Source organism: gamma proteobacterium symbiont of Lampromicra miyakona (assembly GCF_059730895.1).
In genome coordinates, this window is the sequence record NZ_AP035933.1 from 73,903 (window position 1) to 94,799 (window position 20,897).

At 60.5% G+C, this 20,897-nt stretch carries 19 protein-coding genes and 1 riboswitch; of the genes, 16 read left to right on the plus strand and 3 right to left on the minus strand.

Annotated features, from left to right (window positions below; genetic code table 11):
* The first annotated feature begins 12 nt into the window (after positions 1–12).
* Positions 13–651 carry a TetR/AcrR family transcriptional regulator gene (locus tag AC6I8P_RS19835; RefSeq protein WP_481658291.1) on the plus strand — a complete coding sequence of 213 codons (639 nt, stop codon included), beginning with the start codon at positions 13–15 and terminating at the stop codon, positions 649–651.
* Between the two features lie 135 nt (positions 652–786).
* Positions 787–1,608: a Cof-type HAD-IIB family hydrolase gene (locus AC6I8P_RS19840; RefSeq protein ID WP_021508741.1), complete on the plus strand. Its 822-nt coding sequence runs from the start codon at positions 787–789 to the stop codon at positions 1,606–1,608.
* A gap of 86 nt (positions 1,609–1,694) precedes the next feature.
* On the opposite strand, the gene AC6I8P_RS19845 is transcribed toward AC6I8P_RS19840, so the two are convergent.
* The gene (locus AC6I8P_RS19845) at positions 1,695–2,123 is read right to left on the minus strand and encodes a winged helix-turn-helix transcriptional regulator (RefSeq protein ID WP_104187718.1); all 429 of its coding nucleotides are present in this window, start codon (positions 2,121–2,123) and stop codon (positions 1,695–1,697) included.
* A gap of 108 nt (positions 2,124–2,231) precedes the next feature.
* On the opposite strand from AC6I8P_RS19845, the gene AC6I8P_RS19850 reads away from it, so the two are divergent.
* The 3 genes from AC6I8P_RS19850 to AC6I8P_RS19860 all read left to right on the plus strand — a co-directional run bounded on the left by AC6I8P_RS19850 (position 2,232) and on the right by AC6I8P_RS19860 (position 6,548).
* Positions 2,232–3,281 (plus strand): NAD(P)-dependent alcohol dehydrogenase, encoded by a 1,050-nt coding sequence (locus AC6I8P_RS19850; protein ID WP_058758677.1) that lies wholly within the window; start codon positions 2,232–2,234, stop codon positions 3,279–3,281.
* 181 nt (positions 3,282–3,462) lie between these two features.
* Entirely contained in the window at positions 3,463–5,298 is a 1,836-nt protein-coding gene (locus AC6I8P_RS19855) for a methyl-accepting chemotaxis protein (protein ID WP_498031276.1), read from the plus strand.
* Positions 5,299–5,471: 173 nt separating this feature from the next.
* Positions 5,472–6,548, plus strand: coding sequence for a diguanylate cyclase (locus AC6I8P_RS19860; RefSeq protein WP_021508737.1), 1,077 nt, complete (start codon positions 5,472–5,474; stop codon positions 6,546–6,548).
* On the opposite strand, the gene AC6I8P_RS19865 is transcribed toward AC6I8P_RS19860, so the two are convergent.
* Positions 6,549–7,010, minus strand: a complete 462-nt coding sequence (locus tag AC6I8P_RS19865; protein WP_058770475.1) for an OsmC family protein — start codon at positions 7,008–7,010, stop codon at positions 6,549–6,551.
* Between the two features lie 129 nt (positions 7,011–7,139).
* The gene (locus AC6I8P_RS19870) at positions 7,140–7,910 is read right to left on the minus strand and encodes a GntR family transcriptional regulator (protein WP_241798089.1); all 771 of its coding nucleotides are present in this window, start codon (positions 7,908–7,910) and stop codon (positions 7,140–7,142) included.
* Between the two features lie 79 nt (positions 7,911–7,989).
* On the opposite strand from AC6I8P_RS19870, the gene AC6I8P_RS19875 reads away from it, so the two are divergent.
* The 11 genes from AC6I8P_RS19875 to AC6I8P_RS19925 all read left to right on the plus strand — a co-directional run bounded on the left by AC6I8P_RS19875 (position 7,990) and on the right by AC6I8P_RS19925 (position 20,881).
* Complete coding sequence (locus AC6I8P_RS19875) at positions 7,990–9,270, plus strand: M20 family metallopeptidase (protein WP_394521950.1); 1,281 nt, start codon at positions 7,990–7,992, stop codon at positions 9,268–9,270.
* Between the two features lie 21 nt (positions 9,271–9,291).
* On the plus strand, positions 9,292–10,890 hold the full coding sequence (locus tag AC6I8P_RS19880) for an ABC transporter substrate-binding protein (protein WP_241798087.1): 1,599 nt from the start codon (positions 9,292–9,294) through the stop codon (positions 10,888–10,890).
* A gap of 9 nt (positions 10,891–10,899) precedes the next feature.
* Positions 10,900–11,847, plus strand: a complete 948-nt coding sequence (locus tag AC6I8P_RS19885) for an ABC transporter permease (RefSeq protein ID WP_021508731.1) — start codon at positions 10,900–10,902, stop codon at positions 11,845–11,847.
* Positions 11,840–12,670: an ABC transporter permease gene (locus tag AC6I8P_RS19890; RefSeq protein WP_058781361.1), complete on the plus strand. Its 831-nt coding sequence runs from the start codon at positions 11,840–11,842 to the stop codon at positions 12,668–12,670. The genes AC6I8P_RS19885 and AC6I8P_RS19890 overlap by 8 nt, the downstream gene beginning before the upstream one ends.
* A complete protein-coding gene (locus AC6I8P_RS19895) occupies positions 12,667–14,304 on the plus strand; it encodes a dipeptide ABC transporter ATP-binding protein (protein ID WP_481658113.1) in 1,638 nt (545 codons plus the stop codon). Before AC6I8P_RS19890 ends, AC6I8P_RS19895 begins: the two co-directional genes overlap by 4 nt.
* A 10-nt stretch (positions 14,305–14,314) precedes the next feature.
* Positions 14,315–15,544 (plus strand): M20 family metallopeptidase, encoded by a 1,230-nt coding sequence (locus AC6I8P_RS19900; protein WP_241798085.1) that lies wholly within the window; start codon positions 14,315–14,317, stop codon positions 15,542–15,544.
* Positions 15,541–16,656 carry a M24 family metallopeptidase gene (locus tag AC6I8P_RS19905; protein ID WP_058758664.1) on the plus strand — a complete coding sequence of 372 codons (1,116 nt, stop codon included), beginning with the start codon at positions 15,541–15,543 and terminating at the stop codon, positions 16,654–16,656. The genes AC6I8P_RS19900 and AC6I8P_RS19905 overlap by 4 nt, the downstream gene beginning before the upstream one ends.
* Positions 16,657–16,670: 14 nt before the next feature.
* Entirely contained in the window at positions 16,671–17,261 is a 591-nt protein-coding gene (gene ddpX, locus AC6I8P_RS19910) for a D-alanyl-D-alanine dipeptidase (protein ID WP_021508726.1), read from the plus strand.
* A 74-nt stretch (positions 17,262–17,335) separates the two neighbouring features.
* A riboswitch (TPP riboswitch) is annotated at positions 17,336–17,465 on the plus strand.
* 95 nt (positions 17,466–17,560) lie between these two features.
* Entirely contained in the window at positions 17,561–18,643 is a 1,083-nt protein-coding gene (locus AC6I8P_RS19915; protein ID WP_040679838.1) for a LuxE/PaaK family acyltransferase, read from the plus strand.
* The gene (locus tag AC6I8P_RS19920; protein WP_498031277.1) at positions 18,640–20,088 is read left to right on the plus strand and encodes an acyl-CoA reductase; all 1,449 of its coding nucleotides are present in this window, start codon (positions 18,640–18,642) and stop codon (positions 20,086–20,088) included. Before AC6I8P_RS19915 ends, AC6I8P_RS19920 begins: the two co-directional genes overlap by 4 nt.
* A 19-nt stretch (positions 20,089–20,107) precedes the next feature.
* A complete protein-coding gene (locus AC6I8P_RS19925) occupies positions 20,108–20,881 on the plus strand; it encodes an SDR family oxidoreductase (RefSeq protein WP_498031278.1) in 774 nt (257 codons plus the stop codon).
* Positions 20,882–20,897: the final 16 nt, after the last annotated feature.

A 20,897-nucleotide genomic window follows, 5' to 3' on the forward strand; every position in this document is an offset into this window, starting at 1 on the left:
CAGGAGCAGACGATGGCCGCACAACGTAACGCTAAGATTTCTGAAAGAAAAAAGCCGCAGCAGGCGCGATCCAGTGAGCTGGTGGCAGCCATTTTGCAGGCGGCGACTCAGGTTCTGGAGCAGGAGGGCGCCACGCGCTTTACCACTGCCCGCGTGGCCGAACGGGCGGGCGTCAGTATTGGATCGCTGTACCAGTATTTTCCCAACAAGGCCGCTATCCTTTTCCGGCTGCAGAGCGAAGAGTGGCAGCGAACCGGCGATCTGCTGGGTTCGATTCTGCGCGACAGCGCATCCACGCCGCGTCAGCGCTTGCATCAGCTGACCTGGGCGTTCCTGCACTCGGAGTGTGAAGAGGCGGCGATGCGCACCGCACTGAATGATGCCGCGCCGCTTTACCGGGATGCGCCGGAAGTGCAGGCCGCGCGCGCCAATGGCGAGAATGTGATGTGCGAATTTCTGCAACAGCTGCTGCCGCAGCGGGACGCAGCTGAGGTGGCGCGGGCGGCGGATTTAATCAACAGTACGCTGGGTGACGTCGGCAAGCATTTTTCCGAATCGCCGCGCAGCGCAGCAGAAATTCAGGTTTACGCACGCGATATGGCAGACATGTTTTGTGCCTGGATCAGAGAAAAAGGGGCCGAATTGCAGTAAAAAATGGGCTGGAAATCTCTGAAAGCGGTTAACAAACTCATTATTCACATTCTCATTAATCCACACCGCGAGTAAGCTTGATAAAACCTTGGTAAAGCCGGATGGATTGACGGCACACAGAGACGGGAGAGCATGATGGCAGTAAAAATGATTGCGGTGGATATGGATGGGACATTTCTCGATGACAATAAGCAGTACAACGCGCAGCGTTTTGCGCGCCAGTACGCGCTGCTGAAGGAGAAAGGCATCCGTTTCGTGGTCGCCAGCGGCAATCAGTATTATCAGTTGCAGCACTATTTTCCCGCTATCAAAGATGAGATCGCCTTCGTGGCTGAAAACGGTGCCTGGGTATCCGACAGCAACGAAGAAATTTTCTGCGGTGAACTGGCGCCGGAACGTGTTCATCAGGTGCTGGATATTCTCGCCAAAGAACCGGAGATCAGCACCGTGGTGTGCGGTCGCAACGGAGCCTATGTGCACAAGTCAATGCCGGATGAGGTGGTCGCCATGCTGGCCAATCACTATCGCCGGCTGGAGAAGCGCGACAGCCTGTACGATATCGACGATACCATTTTCAAGTTTTCGCTGAATCTGGCACACGAAGGTGTCGAGGCGCTGCTGGCACGTCTGCACAGCGAACTGAACGCGATTGAAAACATCATGCATCCGGTCTCAAGCGGATTTGGCTTTGTCGATTTAATCATTCCCGGCTGTCATAAGGCGCACGGCATCGCGCTGCTGCAGGAGAAGTGGGGCATTGATGATTGTGAAGTGCTGGCGATTGGCGACAGCGCCAACGATATCGAAATGCTGCGCCAGGCCTGTTACAGCTTTGCCATGGCCAACGCCGCTGCACCGGTGGCAGCCGTCGCGCGTTATCGGACGGAAAGTAATAACGACGAGGGCGCTCTCAACGTCATCGCCCGTCTGCTGGCACGCGAAACGCCGTTTGGTTAACGGTCACTGGATCGATCCACGAACCGCGGCGCTATTTAATGTGTGATAAATCGCGCCGCGACGAACAGTATGCGACCCGCGCGTGGTTATTCACTGGCGGATGACGCTGCAGGGCGGGCGTTTTCCGCCGGCGTGCCGCCTGCTGCGCGAAGGTTAGCTTCTATCTCATCCAGTGCCGCCTGGTTTTCTAATCCCCACTGATACATCTGCTCAATTGGCCGGGCGAAGGTCATCCCCAGCGCGGTCAGCCGGTAATCCACTTTCGGTGGAATCACTTCGTAGACCTGACGTGCAATTAAGCCGCGCTGCTCCAGCTCTTTCAGTGTCTGAAACAGCATTTTTTTCGAAATCCCCTGCAGGCTACGCTGCAGTTCACCGGTACGGGCGCGCTGTCCCGGCCAGTGATACAACGCGTGCAGCACCATCGTGCTCCATTTCACCGAAAACAGATCCATCAGACGGCGCGGTGGCGAATCCGCATAGAAAACCAGTTTGCCATCAACCCAGGCTGGCATCGCACTCTCCTTTATGGTCACCAAATGGTGACTACTATCAATTCTGCACCGCGTTGATTATAGTCTGCCGCCTTCATTCAGCCCACATCAGAATTTGAGGAAGGCATCATGAAAATTAACGCACTGGTGGCACAGGATGCAGCGCAACCGCTCGCTGCCGGCCAGATTACTTTGCGTCCGCTGCAGCAGCAGGACGTAAAAATTGAAATTCTTTACTGCGGCGTATGCCATTCCGATTTGCACATGGCACGCAATGAGTGGGCGGTCAGTCGTTATCCGCTGGTGCCGGGCCACGAGATCGTTGGACGCGTGCTGGAGACCGGAACTCAGGTTACGCGCTTCAAAGCCGGTGATGTGGTCGGTGTGGGCGTGATGGTGGATTCCTGCCGTGCCTGCCACTTCTGCCAGCAGCAGGAAGAGCAGTACTGCGAAGCGGGCTTCACCGCCACTTACAACGGCATCGATAAATACACCGGCGACAGCACCTGGGGCGGCTACGCGCAGAATGTGGTGGTCGATCAGCATTTTGTCGTGTCGATCCCGCAAAATCTGGCGCTGGCGGGCGTGGCACCGCTGCTGTGTGCGGGCGTGACGGTGTGGTCACCGCTGCGCCATTTTGGCGTCAAAGCCGGTGATAACGTCGGGGTAGTGGGGCTGGGTGGTTTGGGCCACATGGCGGTAAAACTGGCCAGCGCGCTGGGCGCTGAGGTTACCCTGTTTACTACCTCGCCGGAAAAAGGCGCTGACGCACGTCGTCTTGGTGCGACGCGCGTGGTGGTGTCGCGTGATGCCGCGCAGATGGCGGCATGCCAGACCTCGCTTGATTTCATCATTGACTGCGTGGCGGCACCGCACGATCTCGATCCTTACCTCGCGACGCTAAAGACCAATGGCCGTCTGGTGCTGGTCGGCATTCCTGACCAACCGCATCAGTCGCCGAACGTCACGCCGCTGGTGTTTCGCCGTCTGAGCATCAGCGGTTCATCCATCGGTAGCATCAAAGAGACTCAGGAGATGCTGGATTTCTGCGGCGAGCATAACATCACGGCAGATATTGAGCTGATCGCCGGTGAAGAGATCGAAACGGCCTTCGCGCGTATGCTAAAGGGCGAGGTGAAGTACCGTTTCGTCATTGATATGCTGGCGACTCGCTGGTAATTGCCCAGCCATGGCCGGCGATTTCAGGCTGAAATCGCCGGCTTTGCTATGAATAGGCTACTCTGGCACGACCGCTTTTATGACACAGCACATTTTCGCCCCGCAACAGTAAACAATTCCCGTTACGGTCCGATAACTCCTTCTGCAAACTCAACAAAAACAACAATGACAGGAGCGAGACATGGGACTGGTCTCCCGATTACGGAATGTGCGCATCACGCGCAAGCTGGCGGCGGGCTTCGGCACCGTCCTGCTGCTGGTGGCGCTGGCCACAGCGCTCAGCGTGCAACGATTCAATCAGATTCACGACATCTATCAGAAAACCAATCTGATTTATGACATCAACATTGAAGTCTTTCAGGCCAAAATCAATCGTCTTAAATATCTGTATGGCGAGGACAAAGCGGGCGACACCATGACGGATTACGTCACGCACGCTCAGCAACTGACGCAGCAGGCCCAGCAGTTGCCGTGGACGGCGGACGCCAGAGGGTTGCTCAACGATGTCGCCAGCCATCTTGCCCGTTTCCAGCACAGCATCACCGCCATGACACAGGCAACCCGACAGCTCAACGATCTGCGCAGCCAGCTGGACGCGCTGAGCCAGCAGGACATGACGTCGCGCTATACCGGGCTAATCCGGACCCCCGTCAGCACACCCGAAGTCACCAACCAGATATATCAGCTGCTGTTTGCTATCAGTAATGTGCGCGAAGAGGCCTGGGCGCTGCGCTTCAACGTCAGCGAGGCACTGCGCAATAAACTGGAACATGATTTTCAGCGCGCCGGGCAGGACCTGGACGCGCTACTGACTCAGCTGCCAGCGGAGCAGCAGGGCGGATTTAGTGCGCTATGGCAGGATACCGAACGTTTTAAAGATCTGAGCCTGCAGGCGGCAGCGATTTACGGCCAGCTGCGCGGCGCGGAAAACACCGTCAAAGTGGCGGGCGATAACAGCAGCGCGGCGATCAAACAGATCATCGCACTGGTTAAGGCGCGTAACGATGAACTGGCTAACGGGTCAGCGGCGCTCTCGCTGCTGATTGGCAGCCTGGCGATAGTGCTGGGCGTGCTGGTGGCCTGGACCATCATCCGGCAGATTACGCGCCCGGTGTTTCACAACCTCGCGCTGGCGGAACGCATTGCCAGCGGCGACCTCAGCTCGCAGTTTGTCACTAATCGCCAGGATGAGCTCGGCCAGCTCACCTCTGCCATGGGACGCATGAATGCGCGATTGCGCGGTATGATTGGCGAGGTGCTGCACAGCGTCAGCAATGTGTCGCAGGCTGCCAGCACCATACATCAGGGCAACCTCGAGTTGTCGTCGCGCACCGCCCAGCAATCGGCTGCGGTGGTGGAAACCGCTGCCAGCATGGAGCAGCTGACCGCCACGGTGAAAAATAATGCCAGCAATGCGCGTCTCGCCAGCCAGATCGCGGCGGAAGCGACGCATAACGCCAGTCAGGGCGGTATTGCGGTGCACAACGTCGTCAGCACCATGGGCGAGATTTCTGATAGTTCAAAGAAAATTGCCGAGATTACTGCGGTGATCAACAGCATCGCCTTCCAGACCAACATCCTGGCACTCAACGCGGCGGTTGAAGCCGCCCGCGCCGGCGAGCAGGGGCGAGGCTTTGCCGTGGTCGCCAGCGAAGTGCGTAATCTGGCCCAGCGCAGTGCCGGAGCCGCGAAAGATATTGAACGACTGATTGGCGAATCGGTGGGACGAATCAGCAACGGCCATCAGCAGGTGGCGCGCGCGGGTGAAACGATGGAGCAGATTGTCAGTAGCATCGCACGCGTAAATGAAATCATGGCGGAGATCTCGGCTGCTTCTGATGAGCAGAGCCGCGGCATTGAGCAAATCGCGCGCGCGGTAGGTGAGCTGGACGGTACTACCCAGCAAAATGCGTCGCTGGTCAGCGCGTCATCCCATTCCGCACAGGCGCTGGAAGAGCAGGCATTCATGCTGCAGCGGCTGGTCAGCCAGTTCCGTTTGCAAGGCGCTGTAAGCTAAAAACACGCACAGCGGCAGCGAACTTCACCCGCTGGCCGCTGCTGCTATTGGCGGCAAAGCGCTGTTATTTGCGTGTGCGCCAATGTGCAAGGCGAAAATTCTTAAAAAAAGTCGCCGCAGGGCGACTTTTTCCCGATACACTGCCATTTTTGTCGACCTGAATTTTCCCGTGAATGAATTACTACTCGCCTGATGAAAACCATTTGAAGCGCCGGTCAAAACGCTTCGTTCGTCGTATGTTCATCATGCGTCAGCTCGGCACGATCCTCTGTTTCTTTCCGATTCTCTCGGTGTTGCTGGAAATGCAGCGCGGACTGGCATTCAGTGCGCTGCTGTTTGTGAACGCCTTTTTCTGGCCATGGCTGGCGTATCAGCGTGCGCTTCGTGCTGAAGACTCAACCGGTACCGAACGCCAGAATCTGACGCTGGATGCCGCCTTTGGCGGAATCTGGGTGGCGCTGATGGCGTTAAGCCCGATGCCCTCTTTTGTCATCATGGCGGTGCTGGCATCGGATCGCTATGCCGCTGGCGGCGGCGCGCAGCTGATTGCCGCCATACAGGCATTTTTGTGCGGGTTTATTATGGTGTGGCTGCTGGATGGCACCAGCGTACATCTGGCGTTCAGCACGCAAACCGTCTGGCTGACGTTGCCGCTGGCCACCTGTTATATGCTGGTACTCAGCGTGGCTTCCTACAATCTCACCTGGCATTTACGCACCCGCAACCGTGAACTGGAGCGCATCGCGCTGATGGATCCCGGCCTGAAAATTCCTAACCGTCGCCTGTTTGAGCGGCGGCTGGAGAGTGAATTTCTCAGCACGCGGCGCGGCGATAGCAGCGGCTATCTGCTGTTGCTGGATGTCGATCACTTCAAAGTGGTCAATGATAGCTGGGGTCATGAGGCGGGCGATTTTCTGCTGGCCGAGATCTCGGCGCTGCTGCGCAACTATGTCGGGCTGCAGGACATTCCGGCGCGCTTTGGCGGCGATGAGCTGGGTGTCATCGTGCATCAGGCCAGCGATGAATCCGTGGTGGAACTGGCCGAAAGGCTAAAAGAGAAGATTGCCCAGCTGCGCTTACCGGCCTCGGCAGAGTTCCGCTGCTCGGTCAGTATCGGTATTGCGCCTGCGGTCAGCGCCGAATCGTTAAGCGACTGGCTGCGCCATGCGGATGAAGCGCTGTATGAAGTGAAGCGCGCCGGGCGCAACGGCGTGCGACTGTGGCAAACGCCGCTGGCCCGCGCATCATAATCAGAAAAACTCAGGATCGCAGTTTACCGGGAAATTCAGCGAGTTAGCGATGAAGCAGGCTTCGTGTGCCTGATGATGCAATGCCCGCGCGCGATCGGCATCCGCTGGGTCGCGCAGTTTGATGCGCGGCTTCAGCGTGATATCGGTAAAGCGTCCACGCGCCCCCTCGACCATATTCCCTTCGGCAGCATCTTCATACTCCTCCACCACAATGCCGGCATCGGCGCACAGGTGTAAATACCACAGCTTATGGCAGGCCGCCGCAGACGCCAGCAGCAATTCCTCAGGATTCCAGCGCGTTTTATCCCCACGAAATGCCGGATCGGCACTCAGCAAAATGGGCGGTTTATCGGGTGCCTGTAATTCACTGTCACGATCGTAAGCGGTATAAGAAGCTGTGCCATCGCCGCGATTGCCGCTCCAGCGAAGGTGAATCTGGTAATGGTGCTGCCGTGCTGCCATGGGAAATGTCCTGTTCAGTGAGATCACCTTAGCGGTTGTTATTCACAACGTTCGCTACGTTTTGGTGCAAATTAATAAGGTGCGCGTCGATGCGCATCTGAAACACCTTACAGTAAAACATCTACGTAATCAGCGTATCTCATTGACATACATAAAGTGTTCAGTGCTAAAACGGTGATGCGCAAGAATCACCGGCGTGGCGCTTTGATCAAATGAGACCTCATCGATCACCATCACCGCGTGCGGCAGAGCAAGTTCCAGCAGGTTGGCATCTTCTTCCGTGGCGAGCGTGGCGCTGATCTGCTCGCGTACCGCCGCAACACGCACATCGTACTGCTCAAACAGGTAACGATACAGCAACTGCGGTAGCTGTTCCGCCGGTGGAAAGTCGGGCAGACGCGCGGCGGGCAGCACCAGCGTTTCATGCATGGCCGCAATGCCCTTCACCCGGCGCAGGCGTTTCAGGCGAATCACTGCGTCACCTGGTGCGATCTGCAGCTTATCGGCCTCGTCGGCGCTGGCGCGGCTGTGCTGATACTCCAGCAGTCGCGTTTCCGACTGCAGCAAACCGCCCGATTTGTCATGCAGACGAAAATAGTGAAAGAAATGGCTGAGGTTATGCAGCGGCGCCCAGCCGGTCACCACCGTGCCGGTTTTGCGCCGGCGCATCAGCATCCCTTCCGTCGTGAGCGCCGCCAGCGCTTTGCGCACCGTACCGACCGAGACACCGAACTTCGCCGCCAGACTGTTTTCACTGGGCAAAATGGTGCCCGCCGGCAGTTCGCCCTGCAGGATGGATTCACTGATATGGCGCTTCACTACTTCGTACAGCGGAGCGCCTTCGCCTTCGTTCAGGCGACTGAATTGAGGAACGTCGTGCGCGTCATAGTTTTTTTGCATGTTTCCGATTACCGATTGACCCCAGCTGTTCATTTGCATTATCTATAAACTATATAGAAATACAATAAGTGAACAGTTTATGCAGGAAAATTCATCACTACAGCGCGCTCTGACCTATATCGCCGACGATCAGGCGCAGATTCTTGACGATCTGCAACGCATGCTGGCGGTGGATACCTGCTTCCCGCCCGGACTGGGTTACGCAGCATTCGCCGACCTGCTGAGCACGATGCTGCAGCCGATGCATTTTGATTTGCAGCGCGTTTCGGTGCCCGACGCGCTGTGGCAGACGCCGGACGGCAGCGCGCAGGGCGAGCGGGTGAATCTGCTGGCCGCGCTGGATGCCGGCGCGGCTGAAAACTGCAATCTCTACTTTCACACCGATACGGTTCCGGCCGGCGATGGCTGGCGCTTTCCGCCGCTGGCGCTCAGCGTGGCGGAAAACAAGCTGTTTGGACGCGGCACCGCGGATATGAAAGGCACCATCGTGGCCGCGCTGGCTGCGGTACGGGCCGCGCAGCGCTATCAGCTCAGCCTGCGCTATAACCCGGTGTTTTTACTCTGTACCGATGAAGAGGGCGGCCTTTATCCCGGTATTCGTTATCTGGCGGAGCAGCAGTTATTTCACGGTCACCTGCTCAGCTTCAACGGCGGCGCGGTGCCGCGCATCTGGGCCGGCTGCTTTGGCAGTGTCGATATCAAAATTATCGTCAGCGGCCGCTCGGCGCACTCCGGCGATCCGCTGCAGGGTATTAACGCCATTGAGGCCGCGCTTCCGCTGATGAATGCGCTGTATCAGCTGAAAGGCGAGGTGGAACAGCGGGTTTCGGCAATGCCCGCGCCGCCGCACTATCAGGGCCAGCCGCTCACCGCTTTACTTACGCTGGCCGCCGCGCACGGCGGCAGTAAAGGCTCCACCATTCCGGAACGCTTCGAGCTGCTGGTTAATCGCCGTTATGCACCGGAAGAGCCGTTTGCCGACGTGTGGCAGGAGCTGACGCAGTGCGTGGATAAGGCGATGCAGGGCAGCGCCGCCAGCGACGTCACGCTGCAACTGATTGGCCATCTGGCGCCAGTCGCCGATCCCACCGGTCCGCACTGGCCGCGCTGGCAGGCGGCGCTCAGCCAGGGCTTCGGCTTCCCGCCAGCAGAATTCAAAGCCTGGGGATCCGCCACCAGCTCGGATATGGGCTGGGTACAGCAGGCCGGCATTCAGGAAATTCTGCTGGGCGGACTTGCCCGTCCCGATAACCGCATTCATGCCGCCGATGAATACACCACGATGGCAGATGTTATTGCACTTTCGCAGTCGATTCTGGCGTATCTCGCCAATGATTTTCAGCCAACCCAGGGTAATTAATAAACCAACGAGGAACAGAAGATGTGCGCCATGAAAGGGTTAAACCGCAGACAGTTTATCGCCAGTTCAACCGCCCTGACCGGAGCGGCGCTGCTGCCCTGGTCATTCAGTGCCTCGGCTGCCGCCGTTGCCAGCGCGACCCCGGGCGGCACGCCGCGTAAAGGTGGCGTATTGCGCATCAGCGTTGACCAGGCGGTCAGCGTGCTCAATCCCCATCAGGTGCGGGTTAATCCGGAATATCTGGTGGCAGAGTTGCTGTACAGCGGCTTAACCCGCCTGACGCAGGCGATGAAAGCGGAAGCCGATCTGGCGCAGTCCTGGCAGCCGAACGACGACTTAACCCAGTGGACCTTCACCCTGCGGCCCGATCTGCGCTTCAGCGACGGTTCGCCGCTCACCGCAGCGGATGTGGTCGCCAGCCTGCAGGCGCTGCTGGACCCGAAAAACGCCTCACCGGCGCTGCACAACATCGGCCCGATTAAAACGGTAAGCGCCAAAGACAACAACACCATCCTGATTGAGACCGAGGCGCCTTATGCCGATCTGCCGGTGATGCTGGCCTATCCGGATGCCAAAATCATCCCGGCGCATATCGCGCAGGGGCAGTACGACAAGCTGAGTAGCGCCTCGCTGGGGGCCGGGCCGTTCCAGCTGGTGTCTTACGATCCGGAACGCAAAATCGTGGTGAAACGCAACCCGCACTATTACGACGCCACGCGGCCATATCTGGATGGCGTGGAAGTAGTGGTGTATCCCGACGCTATCGCTGAAAGCTCCGCGCTGATTGCCGGCGATACCGATCTGATGCTGAGTGCGCAGTCGAGCGAGTTCGCCCGCTTAGCCAAATCGGCGGGCGTGCTGCCGCTGCGCGTGGCGTCCGGCCAGTTTCTTAACGTCAACATGGGCTGCGATCAAAAGCCGTTTAGTGATGTGCGCGTCCGCCAGGCGCTGGCGTTATGCGTGGACCGCCAGGCATCGGTGGATTTTGTCGCAGACGGGCTGGGATCGCCGGGTAACGACACGCCGATCAACGCCGCTTATCCGTATTACGCGCAGCTGACGCAAAAAGCGCTGGATTACAGCAAAGCCAAAGCGCTGCTGGCGGAGGCCGGTTATCCCAATGGGCTCGATTTAACGCTTGTCGCCTCAGACAAACCGTCAACCCGCACCCAACTGGGAATTGCCCTGCGGGAGATGGCGAAACCGGGCGGTTTCCGTATCAATGTGCAGACCATGGCGCACAGCACCTATCTCGATCAGGTGTGGAAGAAGGGCAATTTCTACGTCGGCTTTTACAATATGCAGCCGACGCCAGATGCGGTGTTTTCTCTGCTCTATACCTCAACGGCGGCGTGGAACGAAACGCGCTGGAACAATGCGGCTTTCGACGGTGCGGTGATGGCGGCGCGCGAAACCAATGACGAAACGCTGCGCAGCCAGCTGTACGGCAAAGCGCAGCAGCTGATGCACGATGAGGTGCCCTCGTTAATCCCGACCTTCTTTGATTTGCTGGCTGCCAGTCGTGAGCACGTGGCGGGCTATTATCTGCATCCGCGCGGTGCGGTGTTCCGCCTCGATCATGTCTGGCTGACCGCTAACGCGCCAAAGCGCAGCCTGTAAGGAGCGACCGTGACAGCAAGTTACCTGCTTAAACGCCTGCTGCTGATGATTTACACGCTGCTGGTGGTGTCGCTGCTGGTGTTTGGCATCACTCAGCTGCTGCCCGCCGATGCCGCGGTCACGCTGCTGGGACAAAACGCCACGCCGGAAGCGCTGGCGGCGGTGCGGGCGCGGCTTGGGCTGGATGCGCCCGCCTGGCTGCAATACTGGCACTGGCTGACGCAGGCGCTGCAGGGCAACTTTGGCGTGTCAATGCGCAATGGCCTGGCGGTCGGGCCAACGTTGCTGACGGCGCTGTCGCGCTCGCTGCTGCTGGCGCTGTGCGCCCTGTTGCTGATGCTGGTGATCGCCATTCCGCTCGGCATCTGGGCGGCCGTGCGGCGCGGTAAGACCGCCGATGTGCTGGTCAGCGTGATCTCGTACATGGGCATCTCGTTTCCGGAATTCGTCACCGCCACGCTGGTGCTGCTGCTGTTTGCCGATGTGTGGCAGATTCTGCCCGCCACCGGCTACGTGCCGCTCAGCGAAAATTTTATCAGCGGTATTCAGCACCTGATCCTGCCCTCGATCACCGTTGCGCTGATTCTGGTGGCACACGTTTCGCGTATGGTGCGCTCAGAAATGGTTGACGTGCTGCACACCGACTACGTTCGCGCCGCGTGGCTGAAAGGCCTGTCGCGCCGGCGCATCCTGTGGCGCCATGCGCTGCGTAATGGCCTGCTGCCCACCATCACCATTGTGGCGCTCGACGTCGGCTATCTGCTGGGCGGGATTGTGGTGGTGGAGGAGATTTTTGCCATTCCCGGTATTGGCCGGGAGCTGATCGTCGCGGTGCAGGCGCGCGATTTGCCCACCATTCAGGCCGGCGTGATGATCCTCGCGGCAACCTATGCCGTGGTGAATTTCCTTGCGGATTTGGCCTACGTCATGCTCGATAAGCGGATTTCCTATGCCTGAAATACTGAAACGATTACTGCGCTCGCCGCAGGGTGCGGCGGGTGTGCTGATTCTGCTGCTGGCGCTGCTGATGGTTGCGGGCGGCGCGCACGTGGCACCGTTTGATCCGGAAGCGATCTCCATCCTGACGCGTTACCGCCCGCCCAGCGCGGAACACTGGTTCGGCACCGATCAGCTGGGGCGCGACATTTTTAGCCGGGTGCTGGTCGGCGCGCGATCCACCATTTTGCTGTCGCTGCTGGCGACCGCGCTGGCGATGGTTATTGGCTCGGTGCTGGGCACCGCCAGCGCCTACCTTGGCGGCAAAGTGGATGAGTTCCTGATGCGTACCATGGATGCGGTGATGGCGATTCCCAGCCTGCTGTTTGCGCTGCTGATTGTCAGCACCCTGGGGCAGAGCAGCATGAACGCCGTGCTGGCCATCACCATCGCCTTCGTGCCGGGCATGGTGCGCATTGCGCGCAGCGTGGCGCTGGCGGCGCGTCAGCAGGACTACATCAGCGCCGCCATTGCGCGCGGCGAAGCCGGTTACTACATCATTCTGCGCGAAATGCTGCCGAACATACTCGCGCCGATCATCGTGGAAGCCACCATTCGCGTGGCGTTTGCCATCATGCTGTTTGCCACGCTGAGCTTTCTCGGCCTCGGCGCGCAGCCGCCCGAGCCGGAGTGGGGGCTGATGGTGTCCGAGGCGCGCAGTTATTTCTTTAAAGCACCGTGGATGATGATGATCCCCGGTCTGGCTATCGCGCTGGTGGCGATTGGCTTCAACCTGCTGGGCGATGGCCTGCGTGATGTCCTAAATCCAGGGAGCCACAAATGAAGAGTCCGCACAACCCGGTGCTGTCGGTGGACAATTACAGCCTCGATTATGCGTTAGCGCGCGGCCATTCACTGCCGGTACTGCGCGATATCACCCTGCAGGTGATGCCGGGCGAAGTGCTGGGGCTGGTGGGGGAATCCGGCTCCGGCAAGACCACCCTTGGCTGGGCGATCATGCGCTGGCTGGCCAGTAACGCACGCGAGCAGGCGGGTGATATCCGGCTGAACGGCGAAAGCCTGCTGCAGCTGCCAGCGCACCAACTGATGGCGCTGCGCGGTAAAAAGCTTGGCATGATTTTTCAGGATCCCAGCGCGTCGCTGAACCCGACGCTGACGCTGGGTGAACAGGTCACCGAAGTGCTGCGCCGTCATCGTGGGCTGTCAGCGCGCGAAGCGCAGCAGCTGGGGGAATCGCTGCTGCGCGATGTCGAGCTGAAGCACCCGGCACGCATGATGCAGCGCTATCCGCATCAGGTTTCCGGCGGTGAGAAGCAGCGCATCCTGATCGCTACCGCCTTCGCCTGCCAGCCGGACTGCCTGATTTTTGATGAGCCGACCACAGCGCTGGACGTCATCAGCTCGGCGCAAATCCTCGATCTTTACGAGCGACTGCGCGCCGAGACCGGCGTCGCATCGCTGTATATCTCACACGATCTGGCGTTGGTGGCGAAAGTGGCCGACCGGGTGTGCGTGCTGGAGCAGGGCCGCATCGTCGAACAGGCCGCGACGCGCACGCTGTTCAGCGCACCCGCGCATGCGTATACGCGCAAACTGATTGCCGCGGTGCCGGATCCGCAGCATCGGCTGGTCGCGGATGCGGCCGGCAGTCAGCCGCTGCTCAGCCTGCAGGCGCTGACGATTGATTATGGCCAGCACGGCGTGCTCGATCGGCTGCTGAAACGGGAGGCGAACACGACGCGGGCCGCCAATGCGGTTTCGCTGACGGTGCATCAGGGCGAAATTCTCGGCGTGGTCGGCGAGTCCGGTTCGGGTAAATCTTCCCTCGGTAAGGCGATAACCGGTCTGGTGCCGTTCACTGGCAGCATCGACTTCTGCGGCGCGACGTTATATGGCCGCGCGCAGATGGACCCGGCGTATCGCCGCCGTGTGCAAATGATTTTTCAGCATCCGGACGCGTCACTCAATCCGCGCATGACCGTCGGCGAAATCATCGCGCGTCCGCTGCGGCTGTATGGACTGCCACCGGGAGAAAGCGAGGCGCAGGCGGTGGCGCGTCTGCTGCAGGAAGTGCGGCTGCCCGCGGAATTTGCCAGCCGCTATCCGCACGCGCTGTCGGGCGGGCAAAAACAGCGCGTGGCGATTGCGCGCGCCTTCGCTAACCCGCCGGACCTGGTGATTTGCGATGAAATCACGGCGGCGCTGGATGTGTCGGTGCAGGCCACCATTATTGAGCTGCTGCTGGAGCTGCGCCGTCGCTACGGCACGGCGTATCTGTTCATCACCCACGATCTCAATCTCATCCGCCAGATCGCTCATCGCGTGGCGGTGATGTATCGCGGCGATGTGGTGGAAGTGCTGCCCGGCGAGAATATGCGGGCGCAGGTACAGCATCCTTACACCCGTGCACTGCTTGATGCCGTGCACATCCCTGATCTGACCCAATCCGTGGCATAACGAGAAGCGCATGAACCCTGAAGAGTTAATTCATCACATCGATCGTGAATACTGCCTCGCTTTCCTGGCAAAAATGGTGCAGCACAAAAGTTACAGTGCCACCGAGGGCGAGCGCGAATTAGCCCGCTATATGGCAGAACAGATGGCGCAGCTGGGGCTGGAGACGGAACTGCAGCCGGTGGCCGGCGATCGGCTGAACGCCATCGGGCGGCTGGCCGGCAGCGGAGGCGGCCACAGCCTGTTGTTCAACGGTCATCTTGATACTAACCCGGTCACCGAAGGCTGGACCGTCGATCCCTGGGCGGGAAAAATCGACGATCAGTTTATTTACGGTATCGGCGTTTCTAACATGAAAGCGGGCGATGCCGCCTATTTCTGCGCGCTGAAGACGTTGATTGATGCCGGCGTGAAGCTCAGGGGCGACGTGATCCTCACATACGTGGTCGGCGAGTTACAGGGCGGCATCGGTACGCTGGCGGCGATTGAGCAGGGCGTACGCGCCGACTATTTCATCAATGCCGAACCCACGGATTTACAGGCGCTGACCATGCATGCCGGCTCGCTGATGTTCACCATTGAACTGACCGGCGATACGCGCCATCTGTCAAAGCGTGAGGAGGCGGTCGACGCGATTGCGGCGGCGGTCGAACTGATTCCGCAGATCAATAACATCACTTTCAGCGGAGCGAAAAGTGCAGAACACCGCAAAATTAACCGTGGCCATATTGGCACCGTACACGGTGCGCTGGGGCGTGATTTGCAGGAGTGGCGGCCGCCGCAGGTCGCGGATTTTGTCCGCCTGAAAGGCTCCGCCCGCTTTGCGCCGGGGCAAACAGTGGACGGTGTGCTGGCCGATCTGCAGGCCCTGCTGGATGCACTGTGCCAGCGCTATCCGGGTCTGCAGGCGCAGCTGTTCGATGACGGCCTGCGCGATAAACCCACCATGCTGCCGTTTGAGGTGTCGCCGGAATCGCCAATCGTTAAAGCGGTCAATCGCGGCTGGCAGACCGTGCGCGGCACGCCGCAGCCCACCGGGGTGATCACGCCGCCCGCCTTCTACGGTACCGATGCGGCGCACCTGTATCAGCATGCGGGCATGGAGGGCATCGTGTGCGGGCCCGGCGGCAAGTACAACACCATGCCGGACGAGCGCGTCGAGATCAGTGAGTTTCTCGATATGGTGCGCATCTATTTGCTGGCCATCCTCGACATCTGCCAGCCGGTTGAATCGGCGTCATGATCGCCGACGCGCTGTCACGGCTGCGCAGCGCCATGCGCGCCGCCGACATCGAGGTGATGCTGATCGATCATGGCGAACTGCTGGCATGGTTAACCGGTTATACCGTGTCGGAAACGCGTTATCGTGCCTGTCTGGTGCCGTTGCAGGACGAACCGTGGATGGTGCTGCGCCAGCTGGATGCCGCGCCGTGCCGCGCGCAGTCACCGCAGCTGGCGATTGACGCGTACCGTGATGAAGACGATCCGTGGCTGGCGGTGGCGCAAAGCCTGACGCGGCGCGGCTATCAGCGGGCGCGGCTGGGCGCGGATTATGCATCCTACGGCATGACGGTACACAGCTGGCAGCAGCTGGCGCGCCATCTGCCCGGGGTGCGCTGGTGTGATGTCAGCGGCCTCAGCGACCGGCTGCGCAGCGTTAAATTTCAGGCTGAAATCGCCAGCTTACGCCAGGCCGCCGGCATTGCCGATGCCACGCTGGCCCAGCTGAGTGCGCAGGTGCAGGGCGGCTGGCGCGTGCGTGATGTCGCCGCGCTGGCGGCGGCACAATTTCTGCGGCTCGGTGCTGACAGCGGTGAAACCGGACCGATTGTTATCGCCAGCGGCGACAGCGGATTTTTGCATGCCAGCGGCCATGAGCAGCATCTGCAACCGGGCGATGTAATGCACGTTGAGCTGATCCCTAAAGTGCGGCACTACAGCGCGCGCCTGATGCGTCCGCTGATTGTCGGTGAAATCTCTGCGGCGCGCGCGGCGCTGGCACAACAGCTGATCGCCATTCAGGATCGCCAGCTACGGGCGATGAAGCCGGGCGTAGCGGCCTGCACGGTGGATGCCGTCGCGCGTGAGGCGGTGCTCAGCGCCGGGCTGCGTGAGGATTACAGCAACATCACCGGTTATGCGCTGGGTCTGTATACGCGCACCCCGCGTCCAAGCGATTTCAGTTGCTGTTTTCATCCTCAGGCGCCGTGGTTACTTGAGGAAAACATGGTATTTCACATGTATATTTCAGCGCAGGGCCTCGCCTTCAGTGAAACCGTGCGCGTCACGGCACAGGGCGCAGAGCGACTCACCACGCTGCCACGCCAGCCATTTACGCTGCCGGCTAACAATTAACAGGATGATGTACAGTGCAGGACGTTGAATTAATCGATTTGGCTGCCACCTTGCCGGGCCTGATGTTTGATCTGAAATACGCCACCGCCGATAACATCGCCGGGTATGCCATTTATCGCGACGCGCAGGCGCTGCTGCATCCGGATGCCGCCGCCGCGCTGCGCCGCAGCTGCGATATCGCCCGGCTGGCGGGATTTCGCCTGCTGGTGCTGGACGCGTATCGTCCGCAGCAGGCGCAGTGGCACTTGTGGGATGCCTGTCCGGACGCGGATTATGTGGTGCCACCGGCGCGGGGCTCGAATCACAGCCGCGGCGTGGCGATCGATGTGACGCTGGTGGATGAGGCGGACAACATTCTGGAAATGGGGACCGGGTTTGACGACATGTCTGCTGAGTCGCACCCGTTCCATCCCAACGTGCCGCAGCAGGCGCAGCGCCATCGCCTGTTGCTGAACGCCATCATGCTCGGCGGCGGTTTTGTCGGGATGCCCACCGAATGGTGGCACTTTGAACTGCCGGATGCGCAAAACTATCCGCTGCTCAGCGATCGCTTTGCCTGCGTCAGCCGGGCTGATCGCGCTCCTGTGAGTGATATTGCACGTTAATAATCGCGTTGCTGAAGCGGGGGGTTCTGCGCCTTCCCGCCTTGACACGCCCTCCGTTCCGACCCCAGAATGCAGCTTGTTCCAAGGGGTGCCCTGTTAGAGGGCTGAGATTCTACCCGCGCGGCTGTCACGGCCGGCAACGTAGTGACCCTCTGAACCTGATCCGGCTAATACCGGCGTAGGGATGTGGAACCAGGGTCACTGCACGCCCTCATTCCCTCTTTGCGCCTTTCTGCGAATCCTGCGCATTTCTCAGGTCCTGGCTGGCCGTTATGCCGCAGTCCAAAGAGGGCACCTTCATGACCGAAGCGTCAATCATTGCCGCGCTGCTGGCGTTTATGCAGCGCCAGGAAACCACGGAAGCGGATTTCAACCAGCTGGCGCTGCAGCTGTTCGCGTGGCAATTCGAACACAATCTTCCTTACGCCCGTTTCGCCCGCCAGCGTGGCCGCACGCCGCTGACGGTAAAACAGTGGCGGCAGATTCCGGCGGTGCCGATTACGGCGTTTAAAGATCTGACGCTGAGCTGCCGTCCGGTGGCGGAGATTCCCCACATCTTTATGACCAGCGGCACCACGGGTACTGGCCGGGGGCGCAGCTATCACCCGACGCTGGCAGTTTACGATCGCTCAATGCTGATCAATTTCCGCCAGCGCTTTATGGCCGGTTATCCGCGCCTGCCGATGGCGATCCTGTTTCCGCACAGCAGCGAGCTGCCCAACTCTTCGCTGGCCCATTATCTGACGCTGGCGATGCAAGAATGTGGCACACCAGACAGCGAAGTGATGGTGGATGCGCAGGGGCTGAAACTGCCGCGTCTGATCGCCGCGCTGGAGCAGGCGCAGGCCAGCGGCCAACCCTATGCCCTGCTGGGTGCCAGCTACAGTTTTGTCCATCTGCTGGACGAACTGGCGCGTCAGCAGCGGCGTTTCAGGCTGCCGCCGGGCAGCCGCATCCTCGACACCGGGGGCTTTAAAGGCCAGTCGCGTGAAGTGGCGGCGGAGGCGTTTTATAGCGCGCTGCAGCAGACGCTCGGCGTGCCACGTTCGCACTGCATCAATATGTACGGCATGACTGAACTCAGCACCCAGTTTTACGATGCCGGCAATGAAATCTGCCCGCCGGTGAAATCCGGACCGCACTGGATCCGCACGCGCGTGGTCAATCCGCTGACCGGTGCGGACGTGCCGGAAGGTGAGACAGGCGTACTGGTGCATCACGATCTCGCCCATTTCAATTCTGTTTCCGCGATTCTGACCGAAGATGCCGGCGTGATGGTGCCCGGCGGGTTTCAGCTGCTGGGGCGCGTCGCGGGCGCCGATGCCAAAGGCTGCTCGCTGGCGATGGAATCGTTTCTCGCTGCCGCGCAGGCGCGGGCATGAAACTGTATGCCGGCCATCTGCCGGGCATCCGCCACAGCGAGGTGGCGTGGCACAGCCTGCACTTTGGCCAGCAGGGCAGCGCGCTGGAAGTGTGCGTGCCGGTGCTGTCCGAGGCGCAGATTGCCACGCTGGCGGCCAGCGTACGCGATAACGCGCGCCGCTACCTGCACACCCTGAGCGTAGCGCGCATCACCGCGTTGATTGATGAAGCCATCGCGCGCCTGCTTGACCGTTCGCACCCGGTGCGCCAGCAGGCGGAGCGGTTGCTGCCGCTGGTTACCGGCTATGACGCCGACATGCTGCGGCTCGGTTTAACCGGCTATCTCAAAACCTTTCGTGAACCGCAGCTGCGGCGTTTTCTGGTGGAGGATTTCGGCAACGTGCAGATGCTGGACGATTTTCAGCCGCGGACAAAAGGCGGCTTTGCCCGCGCGTTTGGCCCGCAGCTGTTGCTGCAGGTCTGGGCCGGCAATGTGCCGGGTTTGCCGCTGTGGAGCCTGATTGCCGGCCTGCTGGTGAAGGCGGGAAGCGTGGGCAAAGTGGCGAGCGCTGAGCCGCTGATGGCGTGCTGGTTCGCTCAGCTGCTGGCGGAGATCGATCCGCAGCTGGGCGACTGTCTGGCCGTCGTATGGTGGCAGGGCGGTGATGAACGCACTGAGCAGCAGTGGTTCCGCGAGGCAGACGTAGTGATGGCTTATGGCGGAGAAGCCGCGCTGACGGCGATGCAGCGGCGTCTGCCGCCAGCCACGCGCTTTCTGCCGCACGGCCATAAAATCAGTTTTGGCATGGTGGCGCGCTCGGCGCTGGACGTGCGGCGCGGTCCGGCGCTGGCGCGTCAGGTGGCTTACGATGTGATGCGCTATGACCAGGCCGGTTGTTACTCGCCGCAGGCGCTGTTTATTGAGCGCGGCGGCCGGGTGTCGCCGCAGGAGTTTGCTGCTTACCTCGCTCATGAACTTGCCGCGCTGGCTCAGCGTTATCCGCGTGCTGCGCTGACGCTAAGTGAAAGCCAGGCAGTGGCCGCATGGCGCAACGCGGAGGAAATATCTGCGCTGAGCGGTGACCGCACGCTGTACGGCGATGAGCACGATGCCTGGGCGGTGGTGTACGTCGATAAGCCGGAGCCGTTACAACCGGGCGCGCTCGGACGCACGCTGAAGGTGATTGCCGTGGATACGCTGGAGGAGACGGTGAGCTGGGTGGCCGCGCAGCGCGCGTATCTGCAAAGCGTTGGCCTCGCGGCCGCGCCCGAGGTGCTGTTTCGGCTGGCGGCGCAGCTCGGGGCGGCGGGCGTCACGCGCATCACGGCGCTGGGTAACATGACTTCGCCGGAGGCAGGCTGGCATCACGATGGCCGTTTTAGCCTGCTGGATCTGGTCACCCTGTGCGAAATCGAACAGGCGGCGGAAACCGCCGCTGAACACTATGCGCCCTATCTTGACTGAGCGGGCGTGGAGAAACGCAATGAAATTCAGCAATCACACCGTGCTGGTGACCGGCGCCAGCCGCGGTATTGGCGCCGCCATTGCCCAGGCCTTTGCCGCCGAAGGCGCGTTTGTCGTGGTCAACTATTTACGTAATCACGACGCCGCTGCGCAGGTGGTGGCGGCCTGTGAAGCACAGGGCGGGGGTGCACTGGCGATTGCCGCCGATGTGACCTGCGCCGCACAGGTAGCCGATATGATGCAGCAGATCGAGGCCGCTACCGGGCGACTGGATGTGGTGGTGAACAATGCCTTCGCACCTTATCGCTTCGATCCCGACCGGCGCCAGCGCTTCTGGGAAACGTCCTGGTCTGCTTACCAGACGCAGTTTGATGGCGCAGTGAACGCCTGCTACAACGTGTGTCAGGCGGCCTTGCCGCTGATGCGCCGCCGCGCGCGCGGCAGCATCATCAATCTGGTGAGTGATTTGATCGCCCGGCCAGCGGTGGCTTATCACGACTATATCACCGCAAAAGCCGCGCTGACGGGCTTTAGCCGGACGCTGGCGGCCGAACTGGGGGCGCTGGGCATTCGGGTGAACTGCGTGGCGCCGGGACTGGTGTATCCCACCGATGCCAGTCAGCATACGCCAGAAGCGGTACGCCATGCGCTGACAGCGCAAACGCCGCTCGGACGACTGGCGCGCGCTGCGGATATCACCGGGCCGGTGCTGTTTCTGGCATCAGCATGGAGCGAATTTGTCACCGGCCAGACGCTGTATGTCGATGGCGGGTTGGTGATGCAGGATCATTAAGCCAGGCCGCCAGTCG

What these genes read in the sequence shown, in the direction of transcription:
- AC6I8P_RS19835 (WP_481658291.1), top strand. Translation starts at nt 13, where the DNA reads ATGGCCGCACAACGTAACGCTAAGATTTCTGAAAGAAAAAAGCCGCAG.
- AC6I8P_RS19840 (WP_021508741.1), top strand. Translation starts at nt 787, where the DNA reads ATGGCAGTAAAAATGATTGCGGTGGATATGGATGGGACATTTCTCGAT.
- AC6I8P_RS19845 (WP_104187718.1), bottom strand. Translation starts at nt 2,123, where the DNA reads ATGCCAGCCTGGGTTGATGGCAAACTGGTTTTCTATGCGGATTCGCCA.
- AC6I8P_RS19850 (WP_058758677.1), top strand. Translation starts at nt 2,232, where the DNA reads ATGAAAATTAACGCACTGGTGGCACAGGATGCAGCGCAACCGCTCGCT.
- AC6I8P_RS19855 (WP_498031276.1), top strand. Translation starts at nt 3,463, where the DNA reads ATGGGACTGGTCTCCCGATTACGGAATGTGCGCATCACGCGCAAGCTG.
- AC6I8P_RS19860 (WP_021508737.1), top strand. Translation starts at nt 5,472, where the DNA reads ATGAATTACTACTCGCCTGATGAAAACCATTTGAAGCGCCGGTCAAAA.
- AC6I8P_RS19865 (WP_058770475.1), bottom strand. Translation starts at nt 7,010, where the DNA reads ATGGCAGCACGGCAGCACCATTACCAGATTCACCTTCGCTGGAGCGGC.
- AC6I8P_RS19870 (WP_241798089.1), bottom strand. Translation starts at nt 7,910, where the DNA reads ATGCAAAAAAACTATGACGCGCACGACGTTCCTCAATTCAGTCGCCTG.
- AC6I8P_RS19875 (WP_394521950.1), top strand. Translation starts at nt 7,990, where the DNA reads ATGCAGGAAAATTCATCACTACAGCGCGCTCTGACCTATATCGCCGAC.
- AC6I8P_RS19880 (WP_241798087.1), top strand. Translation starts at nt 9,292, where the DNA reads ATGTGCGCCATGAAAGGGTTAAACCGCAGACAGTTTATCGCCAGTTCA.
- AC6I8P_RS19890 (WP_058781361.1), top strand. Translation starts at nt 11,840, where the DNA reads ATGCCTGAAATACTGAAACGATTACTGCGCTCGCCGCAGGGTGCGGCG.
- AC6I8P_RS19895 (WP_481658113.1), top strand. Translation starts at nt 12,667, where the DNA reads ATGAAGAGTCCGCACAACCCGGTGCTGTCGGTGGACAATTACAGCCTC.
- AC6I8P_RS19900 (WP_241798085.1), top strand. Translation starts at nt 14,315, where the DNA reads ATGAACCCTGAAGAGTTAATTCATCACATCGATCGTGAATACTGCCTC.
- AC6I8P_RS19905 (WP_058758664.1), top strand. Translation starts at nt 15,541, where the DNA reads ATGATCGCCGACGCGCTGTCACGGCTGCGCAGCGCCATGCGCGCCGCC.
- AC6I8P_RS19915 (WP_040679838.1), top strand. Translation starts at nt 17,561, where the DNA reads ATGACCGAAGCGTCAATCATTGCCGCGCTGCTGGCGTTTATGCAGCGC.
- AC6I8P_RS19920 (WP_498031277.1), top strand. Translation starts at nt 18,640, where the DNA reads ATGAAACTGTATGCCGGCCATCTGCCGGGCATCCGCCACAGCGAGGTG.
- AC6I8P_RS19925 (WP_498031278.1), top strand. Translation starts at nt 20,108, where the DNA reads ATGAAATTCAGCAATCACACCGTGCTGGTGACCGGCGCCAGCCGCGGT.